This is a genomic window from Rathayibacter rubneri (genome assembly GCF_023743255.1).
GTDB classification, from domain to species: domain Bacteria; phylum Actinomycetota; class Actinomycetes; order Actinomycetales; family Microbacteriaceae; genus Rathayibacter; species Rathayibacter rubneri.
In genome coordinates, this window is sequence record NZ_JAMRYM010000101.1 from 1 (window position 1) to 11982 (window position 11982).

An 11982-nucleotide genomic window follows, 5' to 3' on the forward strand; every position below is an offset into this window, starting at 1 on the left:
CCCCCGCCCCGCTCTCGAGCGCCCCTCTCGAGGCCGACCCGCTCCGCGCGAAGGTGCGCCAGCGCGGTGTCGGCCGCGGCTCCCGCCTGTGGCGCTGGGGCGGAGGGATCACCGCGATCGTCCTCGCCGTGATCGTGTTCATCGTCCCGTTCGTCTTCATCGTCCTCACCGCGTCCAAGACGCAGCAGGAGGCGTCGCTGCTGGGCTTCACGATGCCGACGCAGTGGAACTTCGTCGAGAACCTCCAGGAGGTCGTCTCGGCCCGGAACTTCGTGCTGCTGCGGGCCTTCGTGAACAGTGCGATCCTGACGATCGTCTCGGTCGCGGTCATGGTGGTCCTGGCCGCGATGGTCGGATACGTGCTGCAGCGCCGCCGCTCCAAGTGGAACCCGCTCGTCAACGGACTCGTCCTCGCCGGCCTCATCATCCCGCCGGCCGTCGTCCCGACGATCTGGGTGCTGCAGGGTCTGGAGCTCTTCAAGACCCTTCCCGGCCTGATCGCGGTGCACATCGCCTTCGGCCTCTCGTTCTGCATCCTCCTGTTCCGCGCGTTCGTCTCGACGATCCCGCGCGAGCTCGACGAGGCGGCGACGATCGACGGAGCGGGTCCGTTCCGCCTGTTCTTCACCGTGGTGCTGCCGCTGCTGAAGCCCGTCATCGTGACGGTGATCGTGGTGCAGGCGGTGACGGTGTTCAACGACTTCACCTACGCCCTGTACTTCCTTCCGGGCGACGAGAACGCGACCGTGCAGCTGACGCTGTACAACTTCTCCTCGCAGTCGGTGTCGTCGTGGAACCTCCTCTTCATGGACGTGCTGCTCATCACGATCCCGCCGCTGGTGATGTACATCTTCTTCAACCGCCAGATCGTGGCGGGCATGACCTCGGGAGCCGTGAAGGGGTGACCCCGCGCACGGCCGGGGAGATCCGCGCGCACGCGCGGGCGGTCTCCCCGGATCCGGCGCCCGGGCACGCCGCGTCGGCGGCCGGCACCGCCTGGCTCTACGGCCCGGCGCAGTTCGAGCTCGGCCTCCTCGAGCGGATCGTCGGCGAGGGACGGGCGGCGGGCCGCTTCGTCGACTACTCGGACGATCACGGCCGCCCGGACGGGCGGACCTCGTTCCGGCTCCGCGGCGCCGGTGCGGTGGAGCTGCTCCCGGGAGGCGGGTGGACGGTCGATGCGCTGGCCGTCTCCCTCCCCACCGGGTGGTCGGCGCTCGACGCCGGCGGGCGGGATCTCGTCGTCACGGTCAGGGCGGAGGGAGCCGCCGCCCTGGCGGTCCGCGACCCGGCCGGCTGGGAGGTCCTCGACGGGGACCGCTGGGTGCCGGCGCGCGCGCGACCCGGCGGCGCGACTCCTCCGCACCTCGACGACGAGCCCGTCGTGAGGCTGCCGCTGGTCGAGAGCGACGGACTGCTCGACGCGGGCCGCACCCTGCTCGGCCGCCCGGTGCTCACCTGCTCCGGCACCCCGCGTCTGGTCAGCGGGGAGTCGCGGGAGGAGGCGCTCTCGGACGCCGTGCCCGAGACGCGGCACGACCTCGTCGACCTGGGCGGCGGACGCTGGACCACGCGGCACCGGCTGGGCTTCCGCTTCCTCGCCGTGCACGACGCGGAGGTGACGGACGCCGCGGTGGACGCCTCGATCCGGCCGTCGCGAGGAGCGGCCGGTGCGTTCGCCTGCTCCGACGAGGGCCTGACTCGGATCGCCGCCGTCGCGTCGTGGACCCTGCGCACCTGCCTCCAGGGGCTCGTACTCGACGGGGTCAAGCGCGACCGCCTGCCGTGGATCGGCGATCAGGCGCTCGCCACCGCTGTGAACGCGTACACGGTCGCCGACCCGGGGATCGTGCGGGACGGTCTCGTCGCGCTGGGGCGGCAGCGCCGCGGGTACGTGAACGGGCTCGCCGACTACTCCCTCTGGTGGGTGATCGGACAGGGGTTCCTGCAGAACTTCTTCGGCGAGCGCGAGCACCTGGAGCGCGAGGCGGAGGGCGTCCACGCGTTCCTCGAGCGGCTCGCCGAGGAGGCGGGACCGGACGGCGTGCTGCGGCCCCGCAGACCGGGCGGCTTCTCGGAGGAGACCGGCCCGGTGCTGATCGACTGGGGTGTCGAACCCGAGCCGGGACGCGACTCGACCGCTCTGCAGGTGCTCTGGTTCTGGGCGCTCTCGACAGGGGCGGATCTCCTCTCCCGCGTCGGGCACTTCGGCGAGCGCCGCTGGCGGGACCTCGCCGCGACCCTCCGCTCGACGCTCGAGGAGCGGGCACGCGCGCTCGGCGCGTGGAGCCGGTACCTCGACGACCCCCAGGAGCACCCGGGTACACCTTGCGTCGACGACCCGCACACGTGCTTCCTCGGCCTGCTCGCCGGTGTGATCGAGCCGACGGAGCCGGTCGTCGCGGCGATCCGGACGGCCCGCCCGCGCACGCCCTGGATGGCGGCGTTCGCGCTCCGCGCTCTCGGGGCCGCGGGTCGTCGGCGCGAGGCGGTCGAACTGCTCCGCTCGCGCTGGACCCCGATGCTCGACGCGGGAGCGACGACCTTCTGGGAGGAGTTCCCCGGCGACGGCGAGCCCCTCGCCATGTACGGCCGGCCCTTCGGCAGGAGTCTCGCTCACGCCTGGGGAGCCGGCCCCGCCGCGCTGCTGCCCGAGCTCGTGCTGGGCGTCGCACCGCTCGCGGACGGCTGGTCCCGCATCGCGGTGGACCCGGAGCTCGGCGACCTCGAGTGGGCGGCCGCCGTCGTGCCGACCCCGTTCGGCGACCTCGTGGTCGCGGCCGACCGGGAGTCCGTGGTGGTGGACGTCCCCGACGGCGCGGTGCTGGTGGCCGACGGTCGCGAGACACCGGGGCCGGCGACGGTGGAGTGGACGCTCGGGCACTGACGTCATCCGCCGCTCCGGTCGGCCGGGTGGCGCTCCGTTCGCCGCGCGACGGCGTGCGGAGCACCGGGATCCGCGAGATCGGCGGGTCCGACCAGGCGGCGGAGCCAGGCCGGCCGGCGCGAGCGCTGCAGCGCTCGAGCCCAGCGGACGTCGGTGCGGGCCTCTCGGACGGGATCGACCGGACGGAGCTCCCCGGCCCGCCACTCCTCGATGAGGACGACGGACGCGGTGACGAGGTGCAGTCGCCGCGGCGGCTCGCGATCCGGGTGCGCGTGGCCGACGCGGGTCCGGAGCAGCTGCTCGAGGCGCTCCGGGTCGGGCGCCGACCAGGTGCTGACGCCGGTGAGCCCGCCGAGAAGCGGGAAGCGCTCGGTGACGTGGAGCGGAAGAGGTGAGGGGGAGGTCATCGTCGCCTTCGAGTAGCGGGTGGAGAGGGAGGATCGGATCCCCGGCGTCCGCAGGCGCCGGGGATCCGATCGGTCACGGGCGCGCGGGCTGCGAGGTCGAGCGGAGTCGACGGGCGAGGAGGAGCCCGCCGCCGGTCAGCAGGAGCACCCCCGCTCCGAGCGCTCCCGCTCCGCCGGCGACGCCCGTCGACGCGAGAGCGCCGGCTGAGGCGATCACCGTCGGGACCACTCCCACCGGCGGCACGACGACCCCGGCGCAGGACGCCGCCGCCTCGTCGGCGCACGGGTGGCCGACCGCGGTCGGCGCGAAGCCCGCCGGCAGAGCGTCGATCCGCGCGCGGTTCGGGATCGTCCAGGCGTCGACCCCGTCCGCCACGCGACCGGTGACCCGGAACGTCGTCGAGGCGCCCGGAGCCAGGCTCAGGCCCTCGACCGAGAGGTCGCTGCTCGCGGGGCCGCCGTCCTGCGAGAGCGTCACTCCCGACAGGTGGGCGAGCGTCGGCACGTCGACGAGGGTGAAGCCCTCGGCCGGGCGCGCTCCCGTGTTGCGGACGACGATCTCGAAGCCCGCGCGTCCTCCGTGCGCCACGGTGTCCTTCAGCGCCGTCTTCACGATCTCGAGTCGCCCCTCGACTCCGGGCACGGGGATCCGGGCGCAGGAGGACGTGGGGTCGTCGGCGCAGGGGTCCTCGACGACGGGCGGCTCGAAGCCCGGGGGCTGCTGCGTGATCGAGGCGCGGTTGGGCAGGGTGAGAGCGTCGTAGCCGTCGGCCACGCGCCCGCTGACGTGCAGGACGATCCGCCCTCCCGCCGGGATGCGGAGGCCCGTGACCGGCTCGGTGGCCGGCTGCGTCCCTCCGGCGCCGTTCTCGATCACGGCGTCGGCGAGGTGCTCGAGGGCCGGGACGTCCGTCACCGTCACCCCGCCGGCGTCGACGGTGCCGGAGTTGCCCACGACGACGTCGAAGCCGGCCGTGCCGCCGTGCTCGGCGGAGGGCTGGGACGCCGTCTTCCGCAGCCAGAGCCGCGCCTCGCCGACGGTGTGCGGCACGGTCGCGCACGGGTTCGCGTCGGTGCCGACGGTCGACTCCGACGGCTGGAACGGGGCTCCGGCGAGGCAGGCGGTGTTCACGAGCGCCCGGTCGCCGTCGCCCCCGACGTGCAGCACGACGTCGAAGAGGAGCTCGGCGACCGTGCCGACCGGCAGGGTGCCCGCGGCCCAGTCGATGCGCCCTGTCGCGGGATCGACCGACGCGGTGCCGTGGGAGGTCCGGATCGACGCCGCGTCGAGATCGGCGTCGTCGAGGACCCCCTCCTCGAGGTGGTCGACGACCGCCGCGTCGACGACGTCGCCCGTTCCGTCGGAGGTGAGGGCGACCCGGTAGGGCACCCGGCTGCCCGGCGCGAGCGGGACGTCGGACGGCACCGACGAGGTCTTGGCGATCGTGACGTGGGGACTCAGTGCTCCGAGCCCCGCCTCGGCGACCGCTCCGTCGGCCCCGTAGGACCAGTCGTCGATCGCGCGGAGATCGCCGTAGGACCCGTGGACGGAGTCGTTGGCGTTGGGCGCGCGACCGGCGCCGGAGTCGTCGCTGCGCCAGCGGTGCACGCCTCCGCGCGAATCGGCCCCCGCATCGCCGGAGACGGTCGGCGCGGTGACGGAGTAGCGCTCGGAGCTCGATCCCGCGAGGAGCGAGTCGTCCCAGTGCACGGAGGCGGGATCGCCGCCGCCGCCGCTCGAGCGCAGGATCGAGACGCCGCCGACCGAGGTCTCGGCGTCGACGCGGGTGAAGTGGAACTCGTTGGTGCGGCCGATCGAGGCGCGGAACCGGACGTCCGGATCGGCCGTGTCGACGGCGTCGCCGTGCGCGTCGAGGCCGTTCCAGTCGACCGAGAACGCACCGGGCTCGGCGAGGATCTCGGACAGGTGGACGTCGCGCTCCCCGTCGTAGGCGCCGTCGCCGTCGGCGTCGATGTCGACCGCCACCGTGCCGGGCTGGGTGCCCAGCACCCCGGTGAGCGTGCCGGCGTTCGACCCGGAACCGGCTCGGCGGTAGGCCAGCGACCCGATCGTCGGAGCCTCGTAGGCCGGCGCGATCGAGGCCGGCAGGTCGGCGGAGGGCGGATCGAGGAAGAGCCTGTACGTCTGCAGCCCGGCGACACCGGTGCTGCCGGACGGCTGCAGGTACTGCGCGCCGATCCCTCCCGCCTCGCTCGACTGCGGCATCGGCACGGAGAGGTACGAGGGGTCGGAGGAGCCGACCCGCACGTTGCCCTTGTTCGTCGCCTGCAGCGTGGACGCGACTCCGTCGTAGTCGCGCAGCGTCATGTCGTAGCGCGCACCCGTCTCGGTGACGGCGTGGAGGGTGAAGGAGGAGGCGCGCTGCTCCGGTCTCGCGTAGCTCTCGCGGGCACCGGACTGGATCCCGTACGACGTGGACCACACCCTGCCCGCGATCGCCGCGCCGGACGACGACGCGACCCCGACGCTCCAGACGAGGTTCACGGGGGTCGTCACGTCGTCGTCGGTGACGCTCACGCGGAACTCGCCCGTCCGCTCCGCGACGAAGGACCCGCCCGCCGATGTCGCGGGCGGGGCGCCCCGCGGGAACACCTGCGAGTCGAGCACCGAGCCGTCGGGCGCCGTGATCGCCGCCGTCCCGCCTCCCGTCTCGCCCTCACCCGATCCCGAGCCGCCCTTGAGCGGATGCAGATCGACCTGCAGCACCTCGCCGGCGCGGAGCCAGGCCGAGACCGTCGTGACCCCCTCGTTCGTCGCTCCGCCGTGCAGCAGGGTGTTCTCGATCGTGGTCCGCGGGGGGTCTCCCGCGGCCGCGGCGGGCAGCGCGAGCGCTCCCGAGCCCAGCAGCCCGCCGACGAGAGCGCAGCCCGTCGCCGTCGCGGCGACCCGTCGGCGACCCCTCCGACGGCCGGCCCGCCCCGATCGTTCCGTTCGACTCATCCGTAGTCCTCTCCTCAGCCGCTCGTGCGCATCCGCGCCGGCGACGGTCCGCTTCAGCCCCGTGGCAGGAGAGTAGTGACCATCCGAGTGTGGTGCGGGCGGCCCCCGGTGCGTCTGTGGACAACTCGCCGGAGCGCGGGAAGGGGAGGAGAGACGGCGGGTGCGGCCGGACCGGAGGATCGTCCAGGGCCGCACCCGATCCGCCCATTCCTGAACGGCCGCGCTCCTCCCTAGCCTCGGCAGCATGGGATCCACCGCCGCCTCCTCCCCGCTCCTGCCCGCGCCCGCCGAGGCCGCCGCCGTCCTCGCGGAGGGCGGCGCCGCCGTCTGGCAGACCGTGCTGACACTGCCCACCTCCGCGCCGGAGGAGCCGAGCCGACTGCCGATGTTCCTCGACCGCCGCGTCTACCAGGGCTCGAGCGGACGCGTGTACCCGCTGCCGTTCATCGACCGCATCGCCGCGGAGCCCGTCGATCGCGACTGGAGCGCCGTCGTGCTCGAGAACGAGTTCGTGCAGGTCGTCGTCCTGCCCGAGCTCGGCGGGCGGATCCACTCCGGCCACGACAAGACGACCGGATACGACTTCTTCTACCGCAACGGCGTGATCAAGCCCGCCCTCGTGGGCCTCGCCGGACCCTGGATCAGCGGCGGCGTCGAGTTCAACTGGCCGCAGCACCACCGCCCGGGCACCTTCCTCCCCACGCGGCACGAGATCGAGCGCGCCGAGGACGGCTCCGTCGTGGTGTGGTGCGGCGACCACGACCCGCTCAGCCGCATGAAGGGGCTGCACGGCGTGCGCCTGCGCCCGGGATCCAGCGTCGTCGAGCTCGACGTGCGCCTGCACAACCGCACCCGCGAGCGCCGCACGTTCCTCTGGTGGGCCAACGTGGCCGCGCGGGTGCACGACGACTACCAGTCCTTCTTCCCGCGCGACGTGCAGCACGTCGCCGACCACGCGCGCCGGGCGATCACCGCGTTCCCCGCGGCCGACCGCCCCTACTACGGCGTCGACTACCCGGCGAGGGCCGCCGACGAGCCCGGGGCCGACCGCCTCGACTTCTACCGCAACATCCCCGTCCCCACCTCCTACATGGTGCTGCGCACCGAGGACTCGTTCTTCGGCGGCTACGACCACCGGGCGGGAGCGGGCTTCGTGCACTGGGCCGACCGCCGCTTCGCCCCCGGGAAGAAGCAGTGGACCTGGGGCGACGCACCCTTCGGCCACGCCTGGGACGCGCAGCTGACCGACGAGGACGGACCCTACGTGGAGCTGATGGCGGGCGTCTTCACCGACAACCAGCCCGACTTCTCGTGGCTGATGCCCGGCGAGACGAAGACCTTCTCGCAGTACTGGTTCCCGATCAGCGGCATCGGCGTGGCGCACCAGGCCACCCGCGAGACCGCCGTGCACCTGGACGTCGAGGGCGGCCGGATCCGGATCGGAGTGGCGGTCACCCGGTCGCACCCCGGCGCCGTCGTCGAGCTGCACGCGGCGGGCACCGTGCTCGAGTCCTGGACCGTCGATCTCGCCCCCGGCGTCCCGCTCGTGGCCGACGTCCCCACCTCGCGCCGAGGGCCCGAGGGCCTCGCGCTGATCGTCCGCGCCGAGGGCGCGACCCTGCTCGCCTACGAGGTCCCGGAGCCGGCTCACCAGGAGGAGCCCGCGACGGCGACCGAGCCCCCGTCACCGCGGGAGGCCGCGTCCGTCGACGAACTGCATCTGATCGGCGTCCACCTCGCGCAGTACCGGCACCCGACCCGCTCCCCGCTGCCCTACTGGAGGGAGGCGCTGCGCCGGGATCCCGGACACGCGCAGGTCCACCTCGCCCTCGCCGACCACGCCCACCGACGCGGCGAGTACACCGAGGCGCTGGAGCACTGCGACGCCGCGCTCCGCCGACTCACCGCGCTGAACGGCAACCCGGCCGACACCGAGGCGATGCACCTGCGCGGACTCGTCCTGGTGCGCCTCGGACGACTCCGCGAGGCCGCCGCCGCCTTCGGCAAGGCCGCCTGGGACGGCAAGTGGGCGCACGCCGCGCTCGTCGAGAGCGCGTGCCTGCTCGCCTCGGCGGGCGATCACTCCGCCGCCCTCGACGACCTGCGCACCGCCCTCCGCCTCGACACCGACGACCTGCGCGCCCGCGCCCTCGCGACCGTGTGCCTGCGCGCCCTCGGTCGCGACGACGACTCGACGCGACTGCTCCGCGAGACGCTGCGCACGGATCCGCTCGATCAGCTCGCCCGCACCCTCGACGGCCGCGACCCCGAGGACCCCTTCGAGCGGATCGACGTGGCGCTCGACCTCGCGTCGTTCGGAGAGGCGGCCGAGGCGGAGCGACTGCTCGCGTCGGTCCTGCACGGGGCGCCGGCACCGGAGGGAGCCGGCAGCGCCGCGGCGATCGCCGGCTACCTGCTCGGCCACGTCCTCGAGCGGCGCGGGCTCGCCGACGAGGCGGCCCTCGCGCGCCGGGACGCCTCGGCGGCCGACGCCGTGCGCGCCTTCCCCGCGGGCCTCGATGCGCACGACGCGCTCACCGCGGCGATCGCGGCGGATCCCTCCGACACCCGCGCGCGCTCGCTGCTCGGCATGCTCCTCTACGACGCCGGCCGCCAAAGCGAAGCGGCCGAGCAGTGGCGCCGCGCGATCGAGGGCGGCAGCACCGACGCGGTCACCCACCGCAACGCGGGGCTCTCGGCCTGCAACGACGCGCACGACGACGCCGCCGCGTGGGCGTCGTACCTCCGCGCGCGGGAGCTCGCCCCCGACGACGCGCGGATCCTCTACGAGCTCGATCAGCTCGCCGCCCGCCTCGGGCACGAGGACCGGCTCGACCGGCTCGAACGCGAGCTGCCCCTCGTGCTCTCGCGCGACGACCTCACGGTCGGCTACGCCGAGCTGCTGACCTCGGCGGGCCGGGCGGCGGAGGCGCTGAGCCTGCTCGAATCGCGGCGCTTCCAGCCCTGGGAGGGAGGGGAAGGACGTGCCCTGGCCGCCTGGGACGCCGCCCGCGCCGCCCTCGGCCTGCCGCTGGGCACTCCCCCGGCGAGCCTCGGCGAGGCACGACCGGAGTTCACCGCGCCGGCCGCCGTGCGCGAGGACGGCTCGACCGACTACTTCGCGACGAGCCTGCCCGAGCTGCTGCTGTTCCACCGCGAGTGAGGGGGAGGCGCCGCGCGGGCGCTACTCCCCCGTGAACAGCGCGTTGCACTCGAGCTGCAGGGCGACGTCGTCCCACATCGGGTGCTGCGGAGCGGCGTTGGAGCAGACGATCGAGCCCCACGCGCCCACGCGCCGCGACTCCGTCATCGCGAGCCGGCAGTACTCGGCACCGATCGGCCCCTCCTCGAAGCGCCCCTCGAGCGGCGTGTAGCCGACCCAGCCCTCGCCGAAGACGAGGGGAACGCCCCGCATCGCGGCGTGGTCGGCCGCGACCGCGATCCACTGGCGCAGCGTCGAGCGCATCTCGAGGTGATGCCGGTCGTAGTGCTCCTCGAGCCAGCGGTCGATCGCGGAGGCGTCGCCCCAGTCGTGCGCGTAGATCTCGCCCCGGCCGACGATCGTCGCCGTCAGCTTCCACTGCGACTCGGGCGGCAGCGTCCATTCCGCGATCGGAGGGGCCCCGAGCAGCAGGAAGGCCCGCTCGGCGCGCTCCTGCTCGAACCCCTCGAGCGGCCCGCGCAGGCCGAACTCGCGGATCATCTCGTTGAGCACCCCGTAGATGTAGGGGTGCAGCGCCAGCACGTCCGAGTTCCACGGGATCCCGCGCATGCCGCCCACGGGCACGTGCGCGTAGTTCACGGCGCACGGCATGCCCGGTGCGAGCTCGTGGAACCGGTCGATGCCCCGGGTCAGTCGCGGAGTGAGCGCGACGGTCGCCGCGTCGATGTCGGCGAGGTCGACGTCGAGCCCCTCGGTCAGGTGGCCGGCCTGCACCTCGTTGTGCAGCTCGACGTAGGCGATGCGGTCGTCGAGCCCGTGCTCGGCGGCGAACGCGACGAGGGCGGCCTGCGCCTCGGCGAGCCGCACGGCGCGATCCTCCGGGTCGACCGCCATCAGGGCGTCGAACCAGTCGCGCTCGAGGGCGAAGGAGGAGGACTGCTGGTACTCCCACGACGACACGATCACGAAGACGCCGTGCCGGCGGGCGGCCTCGAGCAGTGCGAGCAGGTGCGCTCGGCCGTCGATCACCGTCTCCGCCTTCACGTCGTACCAGCGCACGCGCTGCGCGTAGTCGCCGCCGAGCGGGCCGAGCCGCAGCGCGCTCGTGTCGAGTCCCGAGCCGAAGAGGAGGAACGGCATCGCGCAGATGCGGATCGTGTTGTACCCGCGCTCGACGGCACCCGCGAAGGCCGCGTCGAGGTCCTCGAACGGCTCGCCCGGGCCGGTGCGGACGTACCAGGAGAAGTCCCAGAGCGTGATCGTGAGCTTCTCGGGCAGGTGGGCGGGCAGCGGGACCGGGGAGTAGCGGGAGTCGGGGTGCAGGGCGGAGCTCGGAGCCGTCATGGCGCCAGCCTAGGCAGCGGTCCGCGCCGATCCCATGGCGGATCGGACGGGCCCTGCTGGACGATCCTCCGGTGCTCCTACACTCGGTTCCGTGACGATGACGGACGGGTTCCTCGGGCAGAGACTGCGGGTCCTCCCGGCTCCACTGGTGCAGCGGGCGCTGACCGAGCCGATCACCGACCGGCTCCTCGTGACGGATGCTGGACACTTCCCGCACGCGCTCGCGCACAGCCGCAGCAGGCCGAACGGCGCGGAGGAGGCGATCGTCATCCTCTGCACGGCCGGTCGCGGAGGGGTCCGCACGGGCGAGGCGACGTTCCCCGTGACCGCCGGCCAGGCCGTCGTCGTGCCGGCCGGCAGGCCCCACCGCTACGGGGCCGACCCCGCCGACCCGTGGTCGATCTGGTGGCTGCACGTGCGGGGAGCGGACGCGCCGGCCCTCGTCCGGGCCGTGCTCGGCGACTCCTCCTCCCCGGTCGTCCCCGTGGGGGACGCCTTCGCCGCCAAGGCCCTGATCGAGCAGGCGGTCCTCGCGCTCGAGCGCGACGAGACCGCCTCGAGCCTGTACCGGGCGAGCGGAGCCGCGTTCCACCTCCTCGCGCAGCTCGCCGCCGACCGCTCCCGCGGACCCGTCGAGTCCGGCGACCGCATCCGCCTGGCGCAGGAGCACCTCCGCGAGCACTTCGCCTCGCCGACGAGCCTCACCGAGCTCGCCGCCCTCGCCGGCCTCAGCCCCTCGCACTTCTCTGCCCTGTTCACCCGCGCGACCGGACTCGGCGCGGTCGAGTACGTGAAGCGGCTGCGCAGTGCGCGCGCCCGCGAGCTCCTCGTCACGACCGACGACTCCGTCGCCGAGATCGCCCGCGCGGTCGGCTACTCCGACGCCTTCTACTTCTCGCGCCAGTTCCGCGCCGTCACCGGCACGAGCCCGTCGCAGTACCGGGCGGACTACCGCGCCCAGGAGTGACGCGTCCAGGAGTGACGCGTCCCCGCCGAGGGGACATCGATCCCCAGCACCTGGACATCGCGCGCCCGCGGTCCTAGCCTGCCCGCATCGGCGTTCCCGCCGTCGCGGTCGGAGAAGCGGACCGCTCGATCCGTCTTCGGCTCCGCCCGCACCCCGAGTGCAAAGGAGCACCTCGTGAACAAACGCCATCTCCTCGCAGCGACCGCAGCCGTCGCCGCCACCGCCCTCGGTCTCGCCCCCTCCGTGCAGGCC

General features: G+C 74.0%; 7 protein-coding genes. 4 read left to right on the forward strand and 3 right to left on the reverse strand.

What is annotated here, in order from left to right; translation table 11 throughout:
• Positions 1–86 precede the first annotated feature (86 nt).
• Both NB037_RS16435 and NB037_RS16440 read left to right on the forward strand, forming a co-directional pair.
• Positions 87–905: a carbohydrate ABC transporter permease gene (locus tag NB037_RS16435; protein ID WP_251947671.1), complete on the forward strand. Its 819-nt coding sequence runs from the start codon at positions 87–89 to the stop codon at positions 903–905.
• Complete coding sequence (locus tag NB037_RS16440; RefSeq protein ID WP_251947662.1) at positions 902–2887, forward strand: alpha-L-rhamnosidase-related protein; 1986 nt, start codon at positions 902–904, stop codon at positions 2885–2887. The genes NB037_RS16435 and NB037_RS16440 overlap by 4 nt, the downstream gene beginning before the upstream one ends.
• Positions 2888–2889: 2 nt before the next feature.
• On the opposite strand, the gene NB037_RS16445 is transcribed toward NB037_RS16440, so the two are convergent.
• Together NB037_RS16445 and NB037_RS16450 are read right to left on the reverse strand one after the other, a co-directional pair.
• Positions 2890–3294, reverse strand: coding sequence for a hypothetical protein (locus NB037_RS16445; protein WP_251947664.1), 405 nt, complete (start codon positions 3292–3294; stop codon positions 2890–2892).
• Between the two features lie 73 nt (positions 3295–3367).
• Positions 3368–6256: a DUF7927 domain-containing protein gene (locus NB037_RS16450; protein ID WP_251947666.1), complete on the reverse strand. Its 2889-nt coding sequence runs from the start codon at positions 6254–6256 to the stop codon at positions 3368–3370.
• Between the two features lie 244 nt (positions 6257–6500).
• On the opposite strand from NB037_RS16450, the gene NB037_RS16455 reads away from it, so the two are divergent.
• Positions 6501–9419 carry a DUF5107 domain-containing protein gene (locus tag NB037_RS16455; protein ID WP_251947668.1) on the forward strand — a complete coding sequence of 973 codons (2919 nt, stop codon included), beginning with the start codon at positions 6501–6503 and terminating at the stop codon, positions 9417–9419.
• Between the two features lie 21 nt (positions 9420–9440).
• Here the strand turns inward: NB037_RS16455 and NB037_RS16460 are convergent, their stop codons facing one another.
• On the reverse strand, positions 9441–10763 hold the full coding sequence (locus NB037_RS16460; RefSeq protein WP_251947669.1) for a cellulase-like family protein: 1323 nt from the start codon (positions 10761–10763) through the stop codon (positions 9441–9443).
• A 97-nt stretch (positions 10764–10860) separates the two neighbouring features.
• Between NB037_RS16460 and NB037_RS16465 the strand changes: the two genes are divergently transcribed.
• The gene (locus tag NB037_RS16465) at positions 10861–11730 is read left to right on the forward strand and encodes an AraC family transcriptional regulator (RefSeq protein WP_251947673.1); all 870 of its coding nucleotides are present in this window, start codon (positions 10861–10863) and stop codon (positions 11728–11730) included.
• Positions 11731–11982 lie beyond the last annotated feature (252 nt).

Excerpts from the sequence above, each read along its gene's own strand:
- NB037_RS16445 (WP_251947664.1), bottom strand. The coding sequence starts at position 3,294 with ATGACCTCCCCCTCACCTCTTCCGCTCCACGTCACCGAGCGCTTCCCG.
- NB037_RS16450 (WP_251947666.1), bottom strand. The coding sequence starts at position 6,256 with ATGAGTCGAACGGAACGATCGGGGCGGGCCGGCCGTCGGAGGGGTCGC.
- NB037_RS16455 (WP_251947668.1), top strand. The coding sequence starts at position 6,501 with ATGGGATCCACCGCCGCCTCCTCCCCGCTCCTGCCCGCGCCCGCCGAG.
- NB037_RS16460 (WP_251947669.1), bottom strand. The coding sequence starts at position 10,763 with ATGACGGCTCCGAGCTCCGCCCTGCACCCCGACTCCCGCTACTCCCCG.
- NB037_RS16465 (WP_251947673.1), top strand. The coding sequence starts at position 10,861 with ATGACGGACGGGTTCCTCGGGCAGAGACTGCGGGTCCTCCCGGCTCCA.